21 protein-coding genes are annotated in these 22,336 nt (G+C 48.6%); 13 read left to right on the forward strand and 8 right to left on the reverse strand.

The genetic code is table 11. From position 1 onward, the window contains the following. Positions 1 to 127: 127 nt before the first annotated feature. Positions 128 to 2,068 carry an RNase E specificity factor CsrD gene (csrD, locus tag ACJHYW_RS06015; protein WP_001241450.1) on the reverse strand — a complete coding sequence of 647 codons (1,941 nt, stop codon included), beginning with the start codon at positions 2,066 to 2,068 and terminating at the stop codon, positions 128 to 130. 151 nt (positions 2,069 to 2,219) lie between these two features. Here csrD and ACJHYW_RS06020 point away from each other — a divergent pair, with 151 nt between their 5' ends. From ACJHYW_RS06020 to accC, 3 genes are all read left to right on the forward strand, one after another. Next, positions 2,220 to 3,194 carry an MDR family oxidoreductase gene (locus tag ACJHYW_RS06020; protein ID WP_001148442.1) on the forward strand — a complete coding sequence of 325 codons (975 nt, stop codon included), beginning with the start codon at positions 2,220 to 2,222 and terminating at the stop codon, positions 3,192 to 3,194. 977 nt (positions 3,195 to 4,171) lie between these two features. Then, positions 4,172 to 4,642, forward strand: a complete 471-nt coding sequence (gene accB / locus ACJHYW_RS06025; protein ID WP_000354622.1) for an acetyl-CoA carboxylase biotin carboxyl carrier protein — start codon at positions 4,172 to 4,174, stop codon at positions 4,640 to 4,642. A 10-nt stretch (positions 4,643 to 4,652) separates the two neighbouring features. Further along, positions 4,653 to 6,002: an acetyl-CoA carboxylase biotin carboxylase subunit gene (gene accC, locus ACJHYW_RS06030; RefSeq protein ID WP_000884639.1), complete on the forward strand. Its 1,350-nt coding sequence runs from the start codon at positions 4,653 to 4,655 to the stop codon at positions 6,000 to 6,002. 91 nt (positions 6,003 to 6,093) lie between these two features. Here accC and ACJHYW_RS06035 read toward each other — a convergent pair whose 3' ends face one another. The 6 genes from ACJHYW_RS06035 to ACJHYW_RS06060 are packed head-to-tail and all read right to left on the reverse strand — an operon-like array spanning position 6,094 to position 12,451. Continuing rightward, on the reverse strand, positions 6,094 to 7,140 hold the full coding sequence (locus ACJHYW_RS06035; RefSeq protein WP_000787055.1) for an aldose 1-epimerase family protein: 1,047 nt from the start codon (positions 7,138 to 7,140) through the stop codon (positions 6,094 to 6,096). Further along, positions 7,137 to 8,099 (reverse strand): sugar kinase, encoded by a 963-nt coding sequence (locus ACJHYW_RS06040; protein WP_000048617.1) that lies wholly within the window; start codon positions 8,097 to 8,099, stop codon positions 7,137 to 7,139. The genes ACJHYW_RS06035 and ACJHYW_RS06040 overlap by 4 nt, the downstream gene beginning before the upstream one ends. 21 nt (positions 8,100 to 8,120) lie before the next feature. Continuing rightward, on the reverse strand, positions 8,121 to 9,110 hold the full coding sequence (locus ACJHYW_RS06045) for an ABC transporter permease (RefSeq protein WP_000137049.1): 990 nt from the start codon (positions 9,108 to 9,110) through the stop codon (positions 8,121 to 8,123). Then, positions 9,111 to 10,610, reverse strand: a complete 1,500-nt coding sequence (locus ACJHYW_RS06050; RefSeq protein ID WP_000132912.1) for a sugar ABC transporter ATP-binding protein — start codon at positions 10,608 to 10,610, stop codon at positions 9,111 to 9,113. 60 nt (positions 10,611 to 10,670) lie between these two features. Beyond that, entirely contained in the window at positions 10,671 to 11,561 is an 891-nt protein-coding gene (locus tag ACJHYW_RS06055) for a substrate-binding domain-containing protein (protein ID WP_001361192.1), read from the reverse strand. 35 nt (positions 11,562 to 11,596) lie between these two features. Then, positions 11,597 to 12,451, reverse strand: coding sequence for a tagatose bisphosphate family class II aldolase (locus ACJHYW_RS06060; protein ID WP_000275531.1), 855 nt, complete (start codon positions 12,449 to 12,451; stop codon positions 11,597 to 11,599). Positions 12,452 to 12,792: 341 nt separating this feature from the next. On the opposite strand from ACJHYW_RS06060, the gene ACJHYW_RS06065 reads away from it, so the two are divergent. The 9 genes from ACJHYW_RS06065 to ACJHYW_RS06105 all read left to right on the forward strand — a co-directional run bounded on the left by ACJHYW_RS06065 (position 12,793) and on the right by ACJHYW_RS06105 (position 20,108). After that, positions 12,793 to 13,623, forward strand: coding sequence for a DeoR/GlpR family DNA-binding transcription regulator (locus ACJHYW_RS06065; RefSeq protein WP_000843961.1), 831 nt, complete (start codon positions 12,793 to 12,795; stop codon positions 13,621 to 13,623). A gap of 31 nt (positions 13,624 to 13,654) precedes the next feature. Continuing rightward, positions 13,655 to 14,590, forward strand: coding sequence for a sugar kinase (locus tag ACJHYW_RS06070; protein ID WP_001446002.1), 936 nt, complete (start codon positions 13,655 to 13,657; stop codon positions 14,588 to 14,590). Between the two features lie 92 nt (positions 14,591 to 14,682). After that, positions 14,683 to 14,925 carry a YhdT family protein gene (locus ACJHYW_RS06075; protein ID WP_001361189.1) on the forward strand — a complete coding sequence of 81 codons (243 nt, stop codon included), beginning with the start codon at positions 14,683 to 14,685 and terminating at the stop codon, positions 14,923 to 14,925. After that, complete coding sequence (panF, locus tag ACJHYW_RS06080; protein ID WP_001175692.1) at positions 14,915 to 16,366, forward strand: sodium/pantothenate symporter; 1,452 nt, start codon at positions 14,915 to 14,917, stop codon at positions 16,364 to 16,366. Before ACJHYW_RS06075 ends, panF begins: the two co-directional genes overlap by 11 nt. An 11-nt stretch (positions 16,367 to 16,377) precedes the next feature. Next, complete coding sequence (gene prmA, locus ACJHYW_RS06085; protein ID WP_001145827.1) at positions 16,378 to 17,259, forward strand: 50S ribosomal protein L11 methyltransferase; 882 nt, start codon at positions 16,378 to 16,380, stop codon at positions 17,257 to 17,259. Positions 17,260 to 17,587: 328 nt separating this feature from the next. Further along, positions 17,588 to 18,553 (forward strand): tRNA dihydrouridine synthase DusB, encoded by a 966-nt coding sequence (gene dusB, locus ACJHYW_RS06090; protein WP_001219652.1) that lies wholly within the window; start codon positions 17,588 to 17,590, stop codon positions 18,551 to 18,553. A 25-nt stretch (positions 18,554 to 18,578) separates the two neighbouring features. Beyond that, positions 18,579 to 18,875 carry a DNA-binding transcriptional regulator Fis gene (gene fis / locus ACJHYW_RS06095; RefSeq protein ID WP_000462905.1) on the forward strand — a complete coding sequence of 99 codons (297 nt, stop codon included), beginning with the start codon at positions 18,579 to 18,581 and terminating at the stop codon, positions 18,873 to 18,875. An 85-nt stretch (positions 18,876 to 18,960) separates the two neighbouring features. Continuing rightward, on the forward strand, positions 18,961 to 19,845 hold the full coding sequence (gene yhdJ / locus ACJHYW_RS06100) for an adenine-specific DNA-methyltransferase (RefSeq protein ID WP_001258939.1): 885 nt from the start codon (positions 18,961 to 18,963) through the stop codon (positions 19,843 to 19,845). An 83-nt stretch (positions 19,846 to 19,928) separates the two neighbouring features. Beyond that, entirely contained in the window at positions 19,929 to 20,108 is a 180-nt protein-coding gene (locus ACJHYW_RS06105) for a DUF2556 family protein (protein WP_001295275.1), read from the forward strand. A 2-nt stretch (positions 20,109 to 20,110) separates the two neighbouring features. Here ACJHYW_RS06105 and acrS read toward each other — a convergent pair whose 3' ends face one another. Then, entirely contained in the window at positions 20,111 to 20,773 is a 663-nt protein-coding gene (gene acrS / locus ACJHYW_RS06110; protein WP_001129499.1) for a multidrug efflux transporter transcriptional repressor AcrS, read from the reverse strand. A gap of 398 nt (positions 20,774 to 21,171) precedes the next feature. Between acrS and acrE the strand changes: the two genes are divergently transcribed. Beyond that, positions 21,172 to 22,329, forward strand: coding sequence for a multidrug efflux RND transporter periplasmic adaptor subunit AcrE (gene acrE / locus ACJHYW_RS06115; protein ID WP_000160361.1), 1,158 nt, complete (start codon positions 21,172 to 21,174; stop codon positions 22,327 to 22,329). Positions 22,330 to 22,336 lie beyond the last annotated feature (7 nt).

The following is a 22,336-nucleotide window of genomic DNA, read 5'->3' on the forward strand; positions in this document are numbered from 1 at the left end:
TCGCCTGTTTGCAACCGCGTAAGGTCATTCATCTGCATATGTGCTGCAACAATCTGGCGAGCAGACAAGCACACTCCCATGAGACGCAGCGCGCGTTATTCTACGTGAAAACGGATTAAACGGCAGGTTAAACCGAGTATCTTTGTGAATATTTTTTCACGTTAGTATCAAGTGGCTGTGAGGACGCGAAAAAATCCCCTTGCCCACCTGTAACACCGCGCTGAATCAGGGTCTGCCACTCGCTTCGCGAACGCACGCCGGTGGCGTAAACCTGGGTGCTGGTCCCGGAGCAGGCTTCCACCAGGCTTTGAACCAGCAGCTGATTCTCCGTTCGCTTCTCAATGTTTCTGACCAGCCCCGGATGGAGCTTGAGTAACTCAACATTAAGTTCTTTGATCCAACTGGTGCTTACCAGCGTCAAACCAGCCTGGTTGACGGCTACCCGTACCCCTAAAGCATTCACTAAACGAATAACAGGTTGTAAACGACTGATATGTTGACCTACATCGGCCTCTGCAAGTTCAATAATTATGCGTTTTCGTTGTGATTTTTCACATTGCATTAACGTATCGCGCAGCCAACGCTGAAAACGCGGGCGAATCAGCGACTCAACGGTAACCTGAATCGCCAGATTTTCCTCCGGCCAGTAACGTAATAGTGGAATAAGACGGCTGATTTGCAGACGGTCATACTCTTCCGATAAGCCAAACTGCAAGACCATCGGCATATACTCCGCCGAGCTAACCTCTTCATTACCATCGAAGATGCGGCACATGAGTTCGCGATGATGAACCTGACCTTCGCGAGTAACCGCCGGTTTTTGATAAAGGCGCGGGCCGCCGCGACTCAGCATTTGCTCGATAAGCGTACGCCAGCGAACATTACCGCGTCCTTTTTCAGGCAACGAGTCATCGTAAATAGCCCAGCTATTGCCGCCCTGCAATCCCGCATTACGCGTGGCAGACTCTGCATGTTCCATTACCTGCTCGGTATCCTGACCACTACGCCAGGCGCAGATACCAATGTGGATCATATCGTCGCGATCGAGCATTTTATTGTTCGGCAAGGTATCGACGGCTTTGATTAACTGACTGGCGATGCTCTCAGCCTCTTTTAACGTCCGGTGCGGCAACAGCGCAGCAAAATCACTGCGGTGGTAACGCGCCAGCAGTGCGCCAGGGTAGCGCATCATAAATGTCGACAGCAGATTCGTCAGAGAGAAGAACTGTTCTTCAACCTGGCTGTGCCCCCAGGTATCACTCAACATATTGAAATCCGGCAGACGAATCATCATCACGATCCCGTGGGTACCTACTTTCTCTTGATCTTCCAGTAACGTTGCTAACTGATTATCGAAAAAGAGTCGGTTATTGAGGCCGGTTTTCATGTCCTGGGCGGCATAAGAGCGGATCAGCGTATCAAGACGGCTGTGTTGTTCGCGTGCGTTCTGAATTTCACGAAGCAGCGTATCCAGCGCACTGCTGGTTCTGGGCGGCCATTCATAGATGGTTCCCAACACATTAGAGCCACGCTCACCGTTTAAGATACGAGTAGCCCGGGTTTCCAGCAATTCTTGCCCGGCAAGTTGCCGTTGTAACCAGCGTACCGCCAGGAAGAGCATAAGAATGATAAAGCCAATCGCCCCCGTGAGCGGCGCGGTGGTCATCAACGAATGGAAATAGTTGCCCATCGGATCCTGATAAACCAGACGCAGCGACATCCCCGGATGCTTTATCAACGGAACGCTCAGTTCACGAAATAGATCGTTGGTGCCAACCGGACGATAACTACCATTTCTGGCCAGGGTATAAACCTGCTTATCACCATGGAGCAGGTCTACACGAACGATATCTGCCGACATCATTAATTCGGTAATTTGTGGCCTTAATGTGCTGAAGTCATTCGACACTAGGTGGGTATCGATCGCCGTCGCCACCGCCTGAACACGATGACTAAACTTATACTGAATGGCGTTGTAGAAACTTAGCGAACAGCCCAGCAAAGTCACAAAAATTGTTAACCCGGTGAGCAGCGTAACAAAGGCCGAAAATTTCGTCGTTAATCTCATCCTTGTGTTAACTCCGATAGTGAGGAAGCGGGCATACTAGCAAATCAGATTTATCTCGCAATTTATTGCGCTTCATCGGCTTTGCTTTTCCATTAGCGAGTATAGTCTTCAGAAATTATTTTCCAATCCATCATGCACATGAGGACCACTTATGCAGGCGTTACTTTTAGAACAGCAGGACGGCAAAACTCTCGCATCGGTAAAGACTCTGGACGAAAGTTGCCTGCCGGAGGGCGATGTCACGGTTGATGTTCACTGGTCGAGCCTGAACTACAAAGATGCGCTGGCGATTACCGGTAAGGGAAAAATCATCCGTAATTTTCCGATGATTCCTGGGATCGATTTTGCCGGAACTGTACGCACCAGCGAAGATCCGCGTTTTCATGCCGGTCAGGAGGTGTTACTCACTGGCTGGGGCGTTGGTGAAAACCACTGGGGGGGGCTGGCGGAACAGGCGCGAGTGAAAGGTGACTGGCTGGTTGCCATGCCGCAAGGGCTGGACGCGCGTAAAGCAATGATTATCGGTACTGCCGGGTTTACAGCCATGCTGTGTGTGATGGCGCTGGAAGATGCCGGTGTTCGCCCGCAGGATGGGGAGATTGTCGTGACGGGTGCCAGTGGTGGCGTCGGCAGTACCGCCGTGGCGCTGCTGCATAAGTTGGGTTATCAGGTCGTTGCCGTTTCCGGTCGCGAAAGTACCCATGAATATCTGAAAAGTTTAGGTGCCAGCCGTATTCTCCCTCGCGATGAGTTTGTCGAATCCCGTCCTCTGGAAAAACAAGTCTGGGCTGGGGCAATTGACACCGTTGGCGACAAAGTGCTGGCAAAAGTGCTGGCGCAAATGAATTACGGCGGCTGCGTGGCGGCCTGTGGTCTGGCGGGTGGTTTTACTCTGCCAACCACGGTCATGCCATTTATTCTGCGTAATGTCCGTTTGCAAGGGGTGGATTCAGTAATGACGCCACCAGCACGCCGCGCACAAGCCTGGCAGCGACTGGTCGCCGATTTACCGGAATCATTCTATACCCAGGCGGCAAAAGAGATATCTCTGGCAGATGCACCGAAGTTTGCCGAGGCCATCATTAATAACCAGATCCAGGGTCGCACGCTGGTGAAGGTTAACTAACCATTTAGCAAGGATTAATAAGAGAGGGAACTCATTTTGAAATCATTATTCAATCGGTTAACGGGAAAAGCGGTTAGCCGGACAGCTTTCGTCGAACATCTTGGTCATGAAGTTGTACAACATCATCCAAACTGGAAAGTCATGATTTCGACTGACCATAAATTGATGCGCACTGTTACTCCACTAAACAGCCATTATTGATACGCCTCCGTCGCCTGTTAGGTTTATGGTGCTTTGCCTGGGCGACGCTACGCTTAACCTGTTACTGATTTCTGGTACCATGGGGTGAATAATCTGATTTTATTTGCCTACAAATTAACCACTCGAACGTATTTAATGCTGAGCATTGTCAGTCGGTTGATTTTGCGTGCTTTAGCATTCACATCTATCCAGACGATGCAGTGAAAATTGGGTAATCCCCAGCAACCGCTGCGTAATGTCGTCTATCTTGTCGCGATCCTGGCATCCCTACATTATTTGTGGTCTGTGAAGATTATCTCATTGCAGCCCCTCATCTTCGCAGGGCTGGCTTTACAGCTTTTCACCTTACGTTATAAGAAGTTCCGTCGATGATGGCGCTAATTTCGTGAATTGTGTGGCTTGTTGCAAATTACACGGTGTTGAAGGTTATTTACATGTTAGCTGTTGATTATCTTCCCTGATAAGACCAGTATTTAGCTGCCAATTGCTACGAAATCGTTATAATGTGCGACCTCGTCCTCCCTGACGCAGTTTTTGCGCTGCGGAAAAGGTGACATTGGCGCAACGAAGGTATATTTTGTTTTTTGCCGGAGGATAGCAGCAGATCGCTGCACAATGTCCGTCAAGTCTAACATTGACACTCTGGGGCAAAATAGACCGGCGTCCCGGCCTGCTGGAATTTATCGCTATGCATACAGCTGTCGGGGCATACGCTTTACAGACGGCGGTGAAACGCCTGTCACAATCACACTAAACAAAGAGTACGGAACCCACTCATGGATATTCGTAAGATTAAAAAACTGATCGAGCTGGTTGAAGAATCAGGCATCTCCGAACTGGAAATTTCTGAAGGCGAAGAGTCAGTACGCATTAGCCGTGCAGCTCCTGCCGCAAGTTTCCCTGTGATGCAACAAGCTTACGCTGCACCAATGATGCAGCAGCCAGCTCAATCTAACGCAGCCGCTCCGGCGACCGTTCCTTCAATGGAAGCGCCAGCAGCAGCGGAAATCAGTGGTCACATCGTACGTTCCCCGATGGTTGGTACTTTCTACCGCACCCCAAGCCCGGACGCAAAAGCGTTCATCGAAGTGGGTCAGAAAGTCAACGTGGGCGATACCCTGTGCATCGTTGAAGCCATGAAAATGATGAACCAGATCGAAGCAGACAAATCCGGTACTGTGAAAGCAATTCTGGTCGAAAGTGGACAACCGGTAGAATTTGACGAGCCGCTGGTCGTCATCGAGTAACGAGGCGAACATGCTGGATAAAATTGTTATTGCCAACCGCGGCGAGATTGCATTGCGTATTCTTCGTGCCTGTAAAGAACTGGGCATCAAGACTGTCGCTGTGCACTCCAGCGCGGATCGCGATCTAAAACACGTATTACTGGCAGATGAAACGGTCTGTATCGGCCCTGCTCCGTCAGTAAAAAGTTATCTGAACATCCCGGCAATCATCAGCGCCGCTGAAATCACCGGCGCAGTAGCAATCCATCCGGGCTACGGCTTCCTCTCCGAGAACGCCAACTTTGCCGAGCAGGTTGAGCGCTCCGGCTTTATCTTCATCGGCCCGAAAGCAGAAACCATTCGCCTGATGGGCGACAAAGTATCCGCAATCGCGGCGATGAAAAAAGCGGGTGTTCCTTGCGTACCGGGTTCTGACGGCCCGCTGGGCGACGATATGGATAAAAACCGCGCCATTGCTAAACGCATTGGTTATCCGGTAATTATCAAAGCCTCCGGCGGCGGCGGTGGTCGCGGTATGCGCGTAGTGCGCGGCGACGCTGAACTGGCACAATCCATCTCCATGACCCGTGCGGAAGCGAAAGCTGCTTTCAGCAACGATATGGTTTACATGGAGAAATACCTGGAAAATCCTCGCCACGTCGAGATTCAGGTACTGGCTGACGGTCAGGGCAACGCTATCTATCTGGCGGAACGTGACTGCTCCATGCAGCGCCGCCACCAGAAAGTGGTCGAAGAAGCACCAGCACCGGGCATTACCCCGGAACTGCGTCGCTACATCGGCGAACGTTGCGCTAAAGCATGTGTTGATATCGGCTATCGCGGTGCAGGTACTTTCGAGTTCCTGTTCGAAAATGGCGAGTTCTATTTCATCGAAATGAACACCCGTATTCAGGTAGAACACCCGGTTACTGAAATGATCACCGGCGTTGACCTGATCAAAGAACAGCTGCGTATCGCTGCCGGTCAACCGCTGTCGATCAAGCAAGAAGAAGTTCACGTTCGCGGCCATGCGGTAGAGTGCCGTATCAACGCCGAAGATCCGAACACCTTCCTGCCAAGTCCGGGCAAAATCACCCGTTTCCACGCACCTGGCGGTTTTGGCGTACGTTGGGAGTCTCATATCTACGCGGGCTACACCGTACCGCCGTACTATGACTCAATGATCGGTAAGCTGATTTGCTACGGTGAAAACCGTGACGTGGCGATTGCCCGCATGAAGAATGCGCTGCAGGAGCTGATCATCGACGGTATCAAAACCAACGTTGATCTGCAGATCCGCATCATGAATGACGAGAACTTCCAGCATGGTGGCACTAACATCCACTATCTGGAGAAAAAACTCGGTCTTCAGGAAAAATAATTTGTGACGCGCGGTGTTTTCATCGCGCTTAGCAAAGAACGTAATCAACGCCGGGCCTGTTAACGCTGCCCGGCGTTTTTATTGCCGTTAGCTAACGGTAGCTTGCAATTTCCGCTTTCAACGCGCTAATTTCAGCATCGCCATCAACAATTCCCAGCTCAAAGCAGTATGTCTTTGTTTCCCCTGGCTCTATAAAGGGCAGACGCCCCTGCGCTCGTTCTTTATCACGACCGTCAGGAAAACTATTGCTGACCTCCAGCCCCATAACATATTCACCCGCGCCTAAATTTTTCCACTGGATAAAGTTGGGTAGCTGCATGGTGTCGAATTTCTCGTAAATTCCCCACCCCAGTTCGGCGTTCACCAGCGCAACTTTACTCATCCCCTGACTGTCGCTATTCAACGTGAGATAGTAAACCTGCTCGTCAAAACCGGGCTGTGGGGTACAAATCTCCAGATGACTGGTTAACCCTTCCGCCGCATGCGGGGTTCGTGGCGTTACGCTTTTAGCCGACAGCAAGATTTCTGCCTGTGGCGATAATAAAGGCCAGCCGTAATTAAAGTGATAAAGAATTTGCAGCGGCTGGCGGGTGAAACCATGATTAGTCACCTTGTCTTCAATGCGCAGCACATTTTCGCCATAACGGCAGCGAATGGTCCTTTCCAGCGTCAGATTTTCACCGAACAATCGTGTTTCCCGTACTTTGCCATTGATGACAAATTCAATGCCGTCGTCGGTCCGTTCTGTGCGATACCCCACCTCTTCTGCTGGAGTCGCAGCCAAACGCCCATGTAACCCCAGCGTTTCTCCGTTATCCTCACAGGGCGTGCCAATGTAGCTAAGTCCGCAGGTAGTCAGTAACCCCGCGTAGAAGCTACGTAAAAACCCGTTGCCCTGAGACTCAAAAAAAGCGGGGGCGACAATGCCGTTGGGGGTGATAAAAGAGAGCGCAGTGTCCTTGTAGCTGGCCCATGCAATATCCAGCGCTCGATCTTTTACCACCGTAAATGCCAGTCCCGCACCAGTACGGACATCAAACGCTTCTGTCCCCTTTGCTCTGCCACTACGTAACTCATAGTGTTTAATTCCGGCAACCTGCGAGAGATCGCCAATCCACGACCAAATTTCGTTTTTCATTGTGCTGCTTCCCGAATGGACATGTCATGGCGCTGGATGAACGCTTCGATTTCCGCAAGGCGAGACGTTCCCTCCATTGGGCCACGTCGGGTTACCGCCAGTGCACCGCAGGCGTTGGCATATTGTAATGCCCGATGGGCGTCAAACCCTAGCTGGCGGCAGGCAATCCACGCGCCACCAAAGCAGTCTCCCGCACCGGTCGGGTCAACTTCTTCCACCGGATAGCTCTCAACATGAAACTGCTCATTCGCGGAGTAGTAACTGGCACCTTGATTGCCGCGCTTCACAATCACCTCTTTAACACCTTCTTCAAGAAAACCAGCGATTGCACGCTCCGGTGTCGAGTGTGGCGACAAGAGCAACACTTCTCCCTCGCTGGGCATATAGATATCTGTTAACTCAAGAACAAAGTGGAGGGCGTCACGCATTTCTGGAATATCGAGCATCTCTTTCCGAATATTAGGGTCAAAAGAAATAACGCCACCATTCTCTTTTACAATGGTTACCGCTTTCTTTACTGCGTCTACCATATGGAATGAAAACAGGGATGAACCCATAATATGAAAATGGGTACAGTCCTTCAGAATATTTTCATCAACATGCTGCGCCGATAATTTACCGCAAGCGGCATTCTTGATATTAAAAATAAAATCGCGATCGCCAGAGTTATGATAAGTAACAAAGGCACTCCCGGTAGCTTCCAGAGGTAAGACTGAAATCCCCCTGATATCCACACCGTCAGCAGCCAGACGATGTATATTAATATCACCAAAGCCATCATTCCCCACACAGCTAATGATGCCGCACGGAACGCCAAGACGTGTCACCTGGTCGATAAAAATAGCGGGCGCGCCACTGGGATAAGGGCCGTTCCAGATACCTGGTTGATCAAATGGCTGGCCGATTTTACTCGCCATAATTTCAACCAGAATTTCTCCAATTGTGAAGACCTTACTCATATGATTAATTCCTTGAAATGATTAGCTGCGTTTTCTTTTATTTCTTACGTCAAAATAAACGGCTACAAGAATGACTAATCCTTTAACCACCATCTGGTAAAAATAGGGAACATTCATTAAGTTCATGCCATTATTAATAACGCCGATGGTTAATGCGCCGATCACCGTCCCCACCACGGTTCCATAGCCGCCGTTCAGGCTGGTGCCTCCCAGTACAGCCGCAGCAATAGCATCCAGTTCGTAGCTCAACGCGGAATTCGGTTGCCCGGAATAGAGGCGTGAGGCGAGGATCATCCCGCTGATACCTGCCAGCACGGCTGTAATCATAAAGACTTTAATTTTCAAGCGGGTGACATTTATCCCTGAATAAACTGCCGCTTCTTTATTACCACCAGTGATATAAATTTTTCGTCCAAAGGTTGTTTTAGTAAGAATGAAGTGGTTAATCAGCAATAAGATGATTAATATCCAGATAGGAATAGGTATATAGAGAAATTCTCCATTCCCCAGCGCCAGAAAGGCATCATCTTTAATCATGATGGGCATACCATCGGTCACTATATAAGCGATACCACGGAAGATCCCCATTGTAGCAACGGTGACAATAAACGACGGGATCCCCGCTATGGCCGTCAAGCCACCATTTATCATCCCCAGAGCCAGTGCTGCAATAATGGATAATGGGACCAATAAAATAAATGGAATTCCCCATGAAGCCCCAAGCGCAGCAAATGTGCCAATCAATGCAATGGTTGAACCAACCGATAAATCAATATCGCCAAGCAAAAGTACGTAAGTCATTCCATAGGCGGTAATTGCAATTATCGAAACCTGAAGAATAATATTAGTAATGTTATTGGCGGTAAAAAAACTGTCATTAATAAAACTGAACAGAATGATTAACACCACCATTCCACTGAGGATACCGCCATATTGCCTGAAGACTTTTTTAAAATTATTTGCAATGGGAATTTCCGAAGGTTTCGGACTGGCAAGAGTTTTCTCTGTCATTTAACGTACTCCTGTTGCAGCGGTCATTACCTGTGTCTGCGTTAAATTTTCACATGAATAAATATCGGCAATCGTTTTATTACGCATTACCACCAGACGATCGCTAAGTGCCATGACTTCTGGCAGTTCAGAGGACACCAGAATAATTGCTGTCCCTGCCGCAGCCAGTTGACGTATCACGTTATAGATTTCAAATTTTGCGCCGACATCCACTCCGCGCGTTGGCTCATCGAGCAATAAAATACGCGGAGTTTTCTCCAGCCACTTGGATAACACGATTTTCTGTTGATTACCGCCGCTCAGCGCTCCCACTGCCTGATGTACAGAACTCACTTTAGTGTTCATTCTGGCAATAGATTGCAGCGTCTTCGCCTCTTCTTGTCGGTGATTGATGAGTCCCATCCGCGAAGCGTTATATTGAAACGCCACATGGTGCGTGTTCATATTGACGTCGTGCATCAGAACTAACCCTTCTTCCTTGCGGTTTTCGGTCACAAAAGCAATGCCATGATCAATAGCCTGTTTGGGATTAGCGATCCTGACTTCCTTACCATCAATCAACACAGTCCCGTGATACGAAACGAGGCCAAATAGCGCCTTCATCACATCGGAACGCCCGGCCCCCACCAGACCAAAAAATCCGAGGACTTCCCCCGGACGCACAGCGAAACTGACCTCTTTAAAAAGCGAAGGATGGGAAAGGTTTTTTACTTCCAGTTTTGCAGGAACATTTTCATCCGGCTTTTCCCCAAGACGTGCTGGCCAAATATTTTTCATTTCCCGACCAACCATTTGGGCAATCAAATGCTGGATATCACTGTTTTTCTTTTCATGCGTGGCGATATACTCACCGTCGCGGATCACCGAAATATCATCTGAAATCCGCATAATTTCATCCATGCGATGAGAGATATAAATAACCGCACAACCTCGCTGCTTTAATTTCTCAATAATGTTAAACAGAATCTCTGCTTCATTATCACTTAGCGAAGATGTCGGTTCATCCATAATCACGACATCTGCTGCATAACTTAAGGCTTTGGCAATTTCTACCAGTTGCCTATGTGCCATCGACATATTGCCGACCATTTCCAGCGGATCCAGAGGGATGCCCAGTTCCGCGAGGAGATTCTGGCAATCTGCGAGCATTTTTTTATCATTAATAATGCCAAAACGTCGCGGTTCATTATTGGCATAAATATTTTCCGCCACGGTCATATTATTACTCAGGCTCAGTTCCTGAAAAATAATCGCAATCCCTAACTGGCGAGAATGCTGCGGATTATTAATGGTGATGGTTTCACCACGTAGTGTTATCGTTCCCTGGGTTGGCGGATAAACACCGGCGAGTATTTTCATTAATGTCGATTTACCGGCACCATTCTCGCCTAATAAAGTATGCACCCGCCCTTTACGTAAAGAGAGGGTAATATCTTTTAATGCCTGAACATGACCAAATGTCTTCGCAATATGCGAAACATCAAGAATAACATCCGTCATAATGACCTCGGTGTCACAACAAAACGTCGATAACGTTTTGTTGTGAAATGAAGATGTTTATTATTTACCTGTATAAACGCCGGGTTGTACCGGGATCATTTTTTCTACCGGTTTACCATTGAGGTGATCAACAGCGGCATCAATGGCTTTAGCCCCCATTTGATCGGGATATTGCCGAATCACGGCCGCAAACGTTTTTTCACTGTCAACGGCATCACGCGCTTCTTTCATGCCGTCAAAACCAATGATTTTGATGTTGTCGTTATGCGCAGATTTCGCTGCGATAACCGCTGCCAACGCCGCATCATCACCAAAGCCAAACAGACCATTCAGGTTGGCGTTAGCCTGCATAATGTTTTGCGCAGTCGTTAACGCTTCAGCCCGCGTTATACCTGGCTGTTCAGCAACAATTTTAATATCCGGTGTCTCGCTTAACCCTTTCTTAAAACCATCAACGCGCGCAACCACCGATTGTAGTGCCGGATAAGAAATAATGGCTACAGTACCTTTACCATTCAAAAGTTTGCCCATTAACTTGCCTGCTTCAACGCCTCCCGCATAGTTATCGGTCGCAACGTGCGATACGACCGGAACGCCTTCCGCAGCGACGTCAACGGTGATAACGGGAATACCGGCCTTATCGGCTTTAATTATCGCCGCCTGGACGCCTTTCGAATCAACCGGAGAGATAATAATGGCATCCACTTTTTTAGTAATAAAATCCTCAACATCAGAAAGTTGTTTGTTTAAATCCTGATTGGCAATAGAGACACTTAAATTGACATTGTCTTTTTTTGCCTCTTCTTTCATGGCATTCGCAAGATCAATATAGAAAGGATGTTGCTGTGTTAATAATGACGCACCAATTTTATACTCTTTTGCCAATGAACTTTGCGAGAATAATGCCAGGCTCACCAACATAGCTGAACCAAGTAATTTAATATTTTTCATAAACAATCCTCATTGTTTTTGTAGGGTACAACGTATTAAATTTTTCCTTCACTACCACAGACACCAATAATACGAGTTACGACTTCTTTCATGGCGGCCTTTGCGGGCTGCATATAGTGGCGAGGATCATTTGCCGCAGGATTGTTGTAGAAATATCCTTTTAACGCATCGGCAAACGCAATTTTCAATTCTGTCGCGACATTTACTTTACAAATACCGTGGCGAATACAGAGCTGAACGTCCTGTTCCGATAGGCCTGAAGCTCCATGCAACACCAGCGGAATTTCTACCAGCTGGCGAATTTGTTCCAGCCGCACAAAATCCAGACGTGGTTCATGCGCATATAAACCATGTGCAGTGCCTATTGCTACCGCCAGAGAGTCAATTTGGGTACGTTGAACAAACTCTGCAGCTGCGGCTGGTGAGGTATAAGCTGAATCTTTTTCATCCACCAGCAGATCGTCCTCCTGACCGCCAAGACGCCCTAGCTCGGCCTCAACGCTAACATCAAAGCGATGGCAAAAGGCGGTAACTTCTTGCACTCGCGCAATGTTGTCTTCAAATGGCAAATGGGAACCATCAATCATGACAGAACGGATCCCTGCGCGGACCTTGTTAAAAATGTCATCACACTCTTCATGATGATCGAGATGCAGGACTAACGGTAGGTTGTACTCGCGAGCCAGCGATTGTACTAACGAAATCAAACTTCCCACGCCGCCATAACGATAAGTACCCGGTGTTCCCGCCAGCATAACGGGAGAGCGAAGTTGTGCAGCGCTCTCAACAACTACCTGTAAAGTTTCAAGGTTATGAATGTTGAAAGCAGGGACGGCATATCCCTCTGACTGGGCTTTTTTCAGCATGTTTTTGCTTGAAATGATGTACATCGCTGCTCCTGTTATTTGTCGTTCGCCTTACAAAATGAAGAAACAGAATCTTCACTTTCATTTTGAAAGCAAACTAACACAGCGAAAGCGGCAAAAAGCGTGATGCATGTCGAATATCATCAAAATAACTTACAAAAAATAACTTAATTTGTTTTTCACTTTGCAAGTGAAACCAATAACACCTCTGCATAAATATGAATTAATTCATTTATTTTTCAATGCATTAATCTATTTTCGTTGCGATTTTTGGCCCATGATTTTCTTTTCGAATTGTCGATATTATTGAAGGATAACTTTCAAAGAAAAATACAAGGGGCTATAGTGTTACGCATTAAAGGCCAATGAAGAGTGTTAACGTGCCGAGAAAATCGTCTAACCTACTGAAACGCAGATTAAAAATTGCAGAAATTGTTGCCGCCCAGGGTGAAATCAAAGTTGATGACTTATCTGCGCAACTTGGTGTCTCTGGCGTGACGATCCGCGGCGATCTCAGTTATCTGGAGCAACAGGGATATTTAAAGCGATCATTTGGCGGTGCTATTGCGACACCACTCTCCTCTGAACCAGAAGCGATACAACCGATCGCGCCGTTGTCTCTGGCACAACAAATGGAAATAGCACGACATTGCGCACGGTTAATTCGCGATCGTGACACGCTATTTCTTGGACATGGGACAATCTGCCGTAAGATCATTCCCTTGCTCAGCGAAGTGAAAAAACTGCGTCTGATCACCAACGATCCCGAACATGCGCTGCTGGCAAATCAGTTTATTGATGGCGAAATAATACTGGCTGGCAGTGAAATGCTGCGCCCCGATACCGCACTGGCCGGAAAACCTCTCGAACAGGCACTTCAGCATTTCACCATTACACATAGCATTCTGGAAATCAGCCACCTGGATGCTGATGGTACTTTAAATATCAACGTTCCAAGACTTGCCGCTGCCTGGCAACTCTGTTTCGATAATGCCCAGAATAAGACGGTTATCGTTGCCGCCGATCCTGCGCCATCAACGGCTGCTATCGGGCATTTGCATCAGGCAGAAAATGTGATCGTCAGCCGCAGCATTAACGAACAATATCAGCAACAATTGCAGTCGGCTGATTTCGTTATCCTTTATACCAGTAATGAGTGCTTTACCTGGTCCAATCGCGAAAGGCTTCAGGAATGAGAGGGGTTTTGTGACAATAACTATCTGCGCTATGGGCGAATTGCTGGCCGAGTTTTTGTCCCGCAACCCACATCAAAAATTCACTCAGCCTGGGGAGTTTATCGGGCCATTTCCCAGCGGTGCACCAGCAATTTTTGCTGCTCAGGTGGCAAAACTGTCCCATCGGGCCATCTTCTTCGGATGTGTTGGTAATGATGATTTTGGCCGACTCATTATAGAGCGTCTCCGTCATGAAGGTGTCATTACCGATGGGATTCACGTTATGAACAATGCCGTCACAGGTACGGCGTTCGTGAGTTATCAAAATCCCCAGCAGCGGGATTTCGTCTTTAATATCCCTAACAGCGCCTGCGGTTTGTTTACTGCCGAGCACATTGATAAGGATCTGCTTAAACAGTGTAACCATCTGCATATTGTGGGCTCATCGTTGTTCTCATTTCGCATGATCGATGTCATGCGTAAAGCAATAACGACGATCAAATCGGCTGGCGGCACCGTTTCTTTCGATCCCAATATTCGCAAAGAGATGCTGAGCATTCCCGAAATGGCGCAGGCTCTCGATTATTTGATTGAATATACGGATATTTTTATCCCCAGCGAAAGCGAACTCCCTTTCTTCGCGCGTCACAAAAATCTTTCAGAAGAACAGATTGTTAGCGATCTTCTCCACGGCGGCGTAAAACATGTGGCGATAAAACGCGCCCAGCGTGGGGCCAGCTATTACAAGCTTAAAAACGGTACATTACACGCCCAGCATGTTACAGGCCACGATATCGAAATTATCGATCCAACGGGTGCAGGCGACTGCTTTGGCGCAACGTTTATCACTCTTTTCTTATCCGGTTTCCCGGCACATAAGGCACTGCAATATGCAAATGCCAGCGGCGCGCTCGCCGTAATGCGGCAAGGTCCGATGGAAGGGATATCCTCACTGGCTGACATTGAAGACTTTTTGCAGCAGCACTGAACGGCAATTTTCTGTCAGATTATTTTCCCTGCCTGAAGAGTTGCCGTAGAATTGCCCGTTTCTCGTATCCCCCCATGAGGAGGACCCCTTCCGTGGACACTCGTTTTGTTCAGGCCCATAAAGAGGCGCGCTGGGCGCTGGGGCTGACCCTTTTGTATCTGGCGGTATGGTTAGTATCCGCTTACTTACCTGGCGTTACCCCCGGTTTTACCGGCTTTCCACGCTGGTTTGAGATGGCTTGCATCCTGACGCCGCTGCTGTTTATTGGACTGTGCTGGGCGATGGTGAAATTTATCTATCGCGATATCCCGCTGGAGGATGACGATGCAGCTTGAAGTGATTCTACCGCTGGTCGCCTATCTGGTGGTGGTGTTCGGGATTTCAGTTTATGCAATGCGTAAACGGAACACCGGCACCTTCCTCAATGAGTATTTCCTCGGCAGCCGTTCTATGGGCGGTATTGTGCTGGCGATGACACTCACCGCGACCTATATCAGTGCCAGTTCGTTTATCGGCGGGCCTGGAGCTGCTTATAAATACGGCCTGGGCTGGGTATTGCTGGCGATGATTCAGCTTCCTGCAGTCTGGCTTTCGCTCGGTATTCTCGGCAAGAAGTTCGCAATTCTTGCGCGCCGCTACAATGCGGTGACGCTGAACGATATGCTGTTTGCCCGCTACCAGAGTCGTCTGCTGGTGTGGCTGGCGAGTTTAAGTTTGCTGGTTGCGTTCGTTGGTGCGATGACCGTGCAGTTTATCGGCGGTGCGCGTCTGCTGGAAACTGCGGCGGGTATCCCTTATGAAACCGGGCTGCTGATTTTCGGTATCAGCATTGCGTTGTATACCGCCTTTGGTGGCTTTCGCGCCAGCGTGCTGAACGACACCATGCAAGGGCTGGTGATGCTGATTGGCACCATTGTGCTGCTTATTGGCGTGGTACATGCCGCAGGTGGCTTAAGCAACGCAGTAGAGACGTTGCAAACCATCGATCCGCAACTGGTTACTCCGCAAGGCGCTGACGATATTCTGTCGCCTGCCTTTATGACATCGTTCTGGGTGCTGGTGTGCTTTGGTGTGATTGGTCTGCCGCATACCGCTGTGCGCTGCATCTCTTATAAAGACAGCAAAGCGGTACATCGGGGAATCATCATCGGGACAATTGTAGTGGCAGTCCTGATGTTTGGTATGCACCTGGCCGGAGCGTTAGGCCGTGCGGTGATCCCCGATCTCACCGTACCGGATCTGGTGATCCCGACGTTAATGGTAAAAGTGCTGCCACCGTTTGCTGCCGGGATCTTCCTGGCTGCACCTATGGCTGCGATCATGTCGACGATCAATGCCCAGTTGCTGCAAAGTTCCGCTACGATCATTAAAGATCTCTATCTGAATATCCGTCCGGATCAAATGCAAAACGAGACGCGTCTGAAGCGGATGTCGGCGGTAATTACGTTAGTTCTCGGTGCGTTGCTGCTGCTTGCCGCCTGGAAGCCGCCAGAAATGATCATCTGGCTGAATTTGCTGGCCTTCGGTGGGCTGGAAGCCGTTTTCCTGTGGCCGCTGGTACTGGGTCTTTACTGGGAACGCGCCAACGCCAAAGGCGCGCTAAGTGCGATGATTGTTGGCGGCGTACTGTATGCCGTACTCGCGACGCTGAATATTCAGTACCTGGGCTTCCACCCTATCGTGCCCTCGTTACTACTAAGTTTGCTGGCTTTCATGGTCGGAAACCGTTTCGGTACATCCGTCCCGCAAGCTACCGTTTTGACTACTGATAAATAAAGAGTTTTGCCATGCCTTGGATCCAACTGAAACTGAACACCACCGGCGCGAACGCGGAAGATCTTAGCGATGCGCTGATGGAAGCGGGTGCCGTTTCTATCACTTTTCAGGATACCCACGATACGCCTGTGTTTGAGCCGCTGCCGGGCGAAACGCGCCTGTGGGGCGACACCGATGTGATTGGTCTGTTCGACGCTGAAACCGATATGAACGACGTGGTGGCGATTCTGGAAAACCATCCGCTGCTCGGCGCAGGCTTCGCGCATAAAATCGAACAACTGGAAGATAAAGACTGGGAGCGCGAATGGATGGATAATTTCCACCCGATGCGCTTTGGTGAACGACTATGGATCTGCCCAAGCTGGCGTGATGTGCCGGACGAAAACGCCGTCAACGTGATGTTAGACCCAGGTCTGGCGTTTGGTACAGGGACTCATCCAACTACCTCTCTGTGCCTGCAATGGCTCGACAGCCTCGATTTAACCGGTAAAACGGTCATCGACTTTGGCTGTGGTTCCGGCATTCTGGCTATCGCGGCGCTGAAGCTGGGTGCAGCAAAAGCCATTGGTATTGATATAGACCCGCAGGCGATTCAGGCCAGCCGCGACAACGCCGAACGTAATGGCGTTTCTGACCGTCTGGAACTCTACCTACCTAAAGATCAGCCAGAAGAAATGAAAGCCGACGTGGTGGTCGCTAACATCCTTGCAGGCCCGTTACGTGAACTGGCACCGTTAATCAGCGTCCTGCCGGTTTCAGGTGGCTTGCTGGGCCTTTCCGGTATTCTGGCAAGCCAGGCAGAGAGCGTTTGTGAAGCTTATGCCGACAGCTTCGCTCTGGACCCGGTCGTGGAAAAAGAAGAGTGGTGCCGCATTACCGGTCGTAAGAATTAACCTTCGCATCGCCGTAGGGTGACGCAAGGCGAAGTGCGAGCAAGGTCACAAAAGGCACGTTAATTTGCCGATTATTTACGCAAATTTGCGTGCCAAAATTTTCATTCATAAAGAAAAATTGAGAACTTACTCAAATTTCTTGGAGTGTAAATTTTAGTCACTATTTTCTAATATAATGATTTTTATGAGTAATTATCGCGCCAAGCTCATTTTAAATGCAATTCTTTGATCCATCTCAGATGATTGGTCAAAGTTTGGCCTTTCATCTCGTGCAAAAAATGCGTAATATACGCCGCCTTGCAGTCACAGTATGGTCATTTCTTAACTCATGCGCATCGGACAATATCAGCTCAGAAATCGCCTGATCGCAGCGCCCATGGCTGGCATTACAGACAGACCTTTTCGGACGTTGTGCTACGAGATGGGAGCCGGATTGACAGTATCCGAGATGATGTCTTCTAACCCACAGGTTTGGGAAAGCGACAAATCTCGTTTACGGATGGTGCACATTGATGAACCCGGTATTCGCACCGTGCAAATTGCTGGTAGCGATCCGAAAGAAATGGCAGATGCAGCACGTATTAACGTGGAAAGCGGTGCCCAGATTATTGATATCAATATGGGTTGCCCGGCTAAAAAAGTGAATCGCAAGCTCGCAGGTTCAGCCCTCTTGCAGTACCCGGATGTCGTTAAATCGATCCTTACCGAGGTCGTCAATGCAGTGGACGTTCCTGTTACCCTGAAGATTCGCACCGGCTGGGCGCCGGAACACCGTAACTGCGAAGAGATTGCCCAACTGGCTGAAGACTGTGGCATTCAGGCTCTGACCATTCATGGCCGTACACGCGCCTGTTTGTTCAATGGAGAAGCTGAGTACGACAGTATTCGGGCAGTTAAGCAGAAAGTTTCCATTCCGGTTATCGCGAATGGCGACATTACTGACCCGCTTAAAGCCAGAGCTGTGCTCGACTATACAGGGGCGGATGCCCTGATGATAGGCCGCGCAGCTCAGGGAAGACCCTGGATCTTTCGGGAAATCCAGCATTATCTGGACACTGGGGAGTTGCTGCCCCCGCTGCCTTTGGCAGAGGTTAAGCGCTTGCTTTGCGCGCACGTTCGGGAACTGCATGACTTTTATGGTCCGGCAAAAGGGTACCGAATTGCACGTAAACACGTTTCCTGGTATCTCCAGGAACACGCTCCAAATGACCAGTTTCGGCGCACATTCAACGCCATTGAGGATGCCAGCGAACAGCTGGAGGCGTTGGAGGCATACTTCGAAAATTTTGCGTAAACAGAAATAAAGAGCTGACAGAACTATGTTCGAACAACGCGTAAATTCTGACGTACTGACCGTTTCTACCGTTAACTCTCAGGATCAGGTAACCCAAAAACCCCTGCGTGACTCGGTTAAACAGGCACTGAAGAACTATTTTGCTCAACTGAACGGTCAGGATGTGAATGACCTCTATGAGCTGGTACTGGCTGAAGTAGAACAGCCCCTGTTGGACATGGTGATGCAATACACCCGTGGTAACCAGACCCGTGCTGCGCTGATGATGGGCATCAACCGTGGTACGCTGCGTAAAAAATTGAAAAAATACGGCATGAACTAATTCAGGTTAGCTAAATGCTTGATTAAAAAGGCGCTACTCGGCATGGGGAAGCGCCTTTTTTATAGGTGTCACAAAGGGAGTGACCATGAGAACAGGATGTGAACCGACCCGATTTGGTAATGAAGCAAAGACCATCATCCAGGGTGATGCATTAACCGAACTTAAAAAGATCCCCGCCGAAAGTGTAGATCTGATCTTTGCCGACCCACCGTATAACATCGGTAAAAATTTTGATGGTCTGATCGAAGCCTGGAAAGAAGATCTGTTTATCGACTGGCTGTTTGAAGTGATTGCAGAGTGCCACCGCGTTCTGAAAAAGCAGGGCAGCATGTACATCATGAACAGCACGGAAAACATGCCCTTTATCGATCTCCAGTGCCGCAAGCTTTTTACCATCAAAAGTCGCATCGTCTGGTCATATGACAGTTCTGGAGTGCAGGCGAAAAAACACTACGGCTCCATGTACGAACCCATCCTGATGATGGTGAAAGACGCAAAGAACTACACGTTCAACGGTGATGCTATTCTGGTAGAAGCCAAAACCGGATCGCAGCGCGCGTTGATCGATTATCGCAAAAATCCTCCACAGCCTTACAATCATCAAAAAGTACCGGGTAACGTCTGGGATTTTCCGCGCGTGCGTTATTTGATGGATGAATATGAGAATCACCCGACGCAAAAACCGGAAGCCTTACTGAAACGCATTATTCTCGCCTCTTCCAACCCAGGCGATATCGTTCTCGACCCGTTTGCCGGTAGCTTTACTACCGGTGCCGTAGCCGCCGCCAGCGGGCGAAAATTCATTGGTATTGAGATCAACAGCGAGTACATCAAAATGGGGCTTCGACGGCTGGATGTCGCGTCGCATTACTCTGCGGAAGAACTGGCGAAAGTGAAAAAAAGAAAGACCGGCAACCTGTCAAAACGAAGCAGGTTAAGCGAAGTTGACCCCGATCTCATTGCAAAGTAAAGGAAGTGTAAGCCTGGTTTTCAGATTATTCATTTCGTGTATATTTCCTGCCAGACTTGGTTAAACATGCACAGGCTCAGGTAATGATTCGCAAGTATTGGTGGCTCGTCGTTTTCGCTGTCTTCGTTTTTCTGTTTGATACTTTACTGATGCAGTGGATTGAACTGCTGGCAACAGAAACAGACAAATGCCGCAATATGAACTCAGTTAATCCACTAAAACTGGTTAACTGTGACGAACTGAATTTTCAGGACAGAATGTGAATTTATATGACACCTAATTCATTCGTTTGATGAATTAATTTCGTTATGTTTTCATCTGGCATGAACATTCTTAATACGTTATCGACCAGTGCGGGTGCTTGTTTATAAAGATCATAACCCGCCATATTCATTAACCAGTTTTGAACAATTCCGCTGAAGGCACCATCAATAATAATCATCACAACATCTAAATCGAGATTATTTGCTATACAACCTTGTTGCTGACATGCCTGCAATACTTCGTGGAGAGTCTGCGGATTAAAGCCCATCTTTTCGCGTATCACTCCCTCTGCCAGCATCTCATCATTAAATTCACATTTGTGATATAAGATTTTCAGCAACGCCTGCTGGCGGGGAATTTTGGCAATATATTGCAAGCCGACAATCAATTTTTCACGCAATTGTTGAAACGGGTCATGCTCTAACCCAGCAGTCAAGTGATCCTGGATTAACTCCCGCAATGAAGGCTGTTGCAACCACATCTCATTAAACAGTTGGGTCTTGTTCTCGAAGTGCCAGTAGATAGCGCCACGCGTAACGTTAGCGGCGTCGGCAATGTCGTTGAGCGTCGTCTTGCTTACGCCATGCTGCGCAAACTGGGCGATGGCAGTTTCAATCAGTTCTTGCCGGGTCTTCAGGGCTTCAGCTTTGGTTCTTTTTGCCATGATTAATTATTCAGGAAATAAATATATTCGACACAGGATGAGAAAATAGCGAAGGTTAATCTATCACCTAATGTATATTTATACGAGAGGCTAATATTGAGTTGCTATAAATCGTCAAATAAATAACGTTTATTATTTACCTAAAATACATTCACTCTATCAATATATATTTCAATTTACGAGGATTTGATTCTACCTCTTTCAACCCGCGTCAAAATAAAACAGTAGAATATTAATCTTTTTTTGTGTTTATGTGCCTTGAGACGCCAGTATTCATAACTATTCCTTACATCGACGAATGATAATTTGTAGGATAGCGAACTGTATTTTTCTTTCTGCGAGTTAACGCGTTGCCTTTTTGGGTAAATAACGCGCTTTTGGTTTTTTGAGGAATAGTAATGACGAAACATGCCAGGTTTTTCCTCCTGCCCTCCTTTATTCTGATCTCCGCGGCTTTAATCGCCGGTTGTAACGATAAGGGAGAAGAGAAAGCTCACGTCGGTGAACCGCAGGTTACCGTTCATATTGTGAAAACGGCCCCGTTAGAAGTTAAGACTGAATTACCAGGCCGCACCAATGCTTACCGTATAGCCGAAGTTCGCCCACAGGTTAGCGGGATCGTACTGAGTCGCAATTTCACTGAAGGCAGCGATGTGCAAGCAGGCCAGTCTCTGTACCAGATCGATCCCGCGACCTATCAGGCAAGTTATGACAGCGCGAAAGGCGAACTGGCGAAAAGTGAAGCCGCCGCCGCCATCGCGCATTTGACGGTAAAACGTTACGTTCCGCTCGTGGGTACGAAATACATCAGTCAGCAGGAGTACGACCAGGCCATTGCTGATGCTCGCCAGGCCGATGCCGCCGTGATTGCCGCAAAAGCCACAGTCGAAAGCGCTCGCATCAATCTCGCTTATACCAAAGTGACTGCGCCAATTAGCGGACGTATCGGCAAATCGACCGTGACCGAAGGCGCTCTTGTCACTAATGGGCAAACGACTGAACTGGCGACTGTCCAGCAGCTCGATCCTATCTACGTTGATGTGACCCAATCCAGCAACGATTTTATGAGGCTGAAGCAATCCGTAGAGCAAGGAAATTTGCATAAGGAAAACGCCACCAGCAACGTAGAGTTGGTCATGGAAAACGGTCAAACCTATCCCCTGAAAGGTACGCTGCAATTCTCCGATGTGACCGTTGATGAAAGCACCGGCTCCATAACCCTACGTGCTGTCTTCCCTAACCCGCAACATACGCTTTTGCCGGGTATGTTTGTGCGCGCACGGATTGATGAAGGCGTCCAACCTGACGCCATTCTTATCCCGCAACAAGGCGTTAGCCGCACACCACGTGGTGATGCAACCGTGCTGATTGTTAACGATAAAAGTCAGGTTGAAGCGCGCCCTGTCGTTGCCAGCCAGGCGATTGGCGATAAATGGTTGATTAGCGAAGGGCTGAAATCTGGCGATCAAGTCATTGTCAGCGGCCTGCAAAAAGCGCGTCCGGGAGAGCAGGTTAAAGCCACTACCGATACCCCCGCAGATTCTGCATCGAAGTAAGGCAATC

Origin of the sequence: Escherichia sp. WS3063 (assembly GCF_046486595.1) — a bacterium.
Taxonomy (GTDB): domain Bacteria; phylum Pseudomonadota; class Gammaproteobacteria; order Enterobacterales; family Enterobacteriaceae; genus Escherichia; species Escherichia coli.

What these genes read in the sequence shown, in the direction of transcription:
- csrD (WP_001241450.1), bottom strand. Translation starts at nt 2,068, where the DNA reads ATGAGATTAACGACGAAATTTTCGGCCTTTGTTACGCTGCTCACCGGG.
- ACJHYW_RS06020 (WP_001148442.1), top strand. Translation starts at nt 2,220, where the DNA reads ATGCAGGCGTTACTTTTAGAACAGCAGGACGGCAAAACTCTCGCATCG.
- accB (WP_000354622.1), top strand. Translation starts at nt 4,172, where the DNA reads ATGGATATTCGTAAGATTAAAAAACTGATCGAGCTGGTTGAAGAATCA.
- accC (WP_000884639.1), top strand. Translation starts at nt 4,653, where the DNA reads ATGCTGGATAAAATTGTTATTGCCAACCGCGGCGAGATTGCATTGCGT.
- ACJHYW_RS06035 (WP_000787055.1), bottom strand. Translation starts at nt 7,140, where the DNA reads ATGAAAAACGAAATTTGGTCGTGGATTGGCGATCTCTCGCAGGTTGCC.
- ACJHYW_RS06040 (WP_000048617.1), bottom strand. Translation starts at nt 8,099, where the DNA reads ATGAGTAAGGTCTTCACAATTGGAGAAATTCTGGTTGAAATTATGGCG.
- ACJHYW_RS06045 (WP_000137049.1), bottom strand. Translation starts at nt 9,110, where the DNA reads ATGACAGAGAAAACTCTTGCCAGTCCGAAACCTTCGGAAATTCCCATT.
- ACJHYW_RS06050 (WP_000132912.1), bottom strand. Translation starts at nt 10,610, where the DNA reads ATGACGGATGTTATTCTTGATGTTTCGCATATTGCGAAGACATTTGGT.
- ACJHYW_RS06055 (WP_001361192.1), bottom strand. Translation starts at nt 11,561, where the DNA reads ATGAAAAATATTAAATTACTTGGTTCAGCTATGTTGGTGAGCCTGGCA.
- ACJHYW_RS06060 (WP_000275531.1), bottom strand. Translation starts at nt 12,451, where the DNA reads ATGTACATCATTTCAAGCAAAAACATGCTGAAAAAAGCCCAGTCAGAG.
- ACJHYW_RS06065 (WP_000843961.1), top strand. Translation starts at nt 12,793, where the DNA reads ATGAAGAGTGTTAACGTGCCGAGAAAATCGTCTAACCTACTGAAACGC.
- ACJHYW_RS06070 (WP_001446002.1), top strand. Translation starts at nt 13,655, where the DNA reads ATGGGCGAATTGCTGGCCGAGTTTTTGTCCCGCAACCCACATCAAAAA.
- panF (WP_001175692.1), top strand. Translation starts at nt 14,915, where the DNA reads ATGCAGCTTGAAGTGATTCTACCGCTGGTCGCCTATCTGGTGGTGGTG.
- prmA (WP_001145827.1), top strand. Translation starts at nt 16,378, where the DNA reads ATGCCTTGGATCCAACTGAAACTGAACACCACCGGCGCGAACGCGGAA.
- dusB (WP_001219652.1), top strand. Translation starts at nt 17,588, where the DNA reads ATGCGCATCGGACAATATCAGCTCAGAAATCGCCTGATCGCAGCGCCC.
- fis (WP_000462905.1), top strand. Translation starts at nt 18,579, where the DNA reads ATGTTCGAACAACGCGTAAATTCTGACGTACTGACCGTTTCTACCGTT.
- yhdJ (WP_001258939.1), top strand. Translation starts at nt 18,961, where the DNA reads ATGAGAACAGGATGTGAACCGACCCGATTTGGTAATGAAGCAAAGACC.
- ACJHYW_RS06105 (WP_001295275.1), top strand. Translation starts at nt 19,929, where the DNA reads ATGATTCGCAAGTATTGGTGGCTCGTCGTTTTCGCTGTCTTCGTTTTT.
- acrS (WP_001129499.1), bottom strand. Translation starts at nt 20,773, where the DNA reads ATGGCAAAAAGAACCAAAGCTGAAGCCCTGAAGACCCGGCAAGAACTG.
- acrE (WP_000160361.1), top strand. Translation starts at nt 21,172, where the DNA reads ATGACGAAACATGCCAGGTTTTTCCTCCTGCCCTCCTTTATTCTGATC.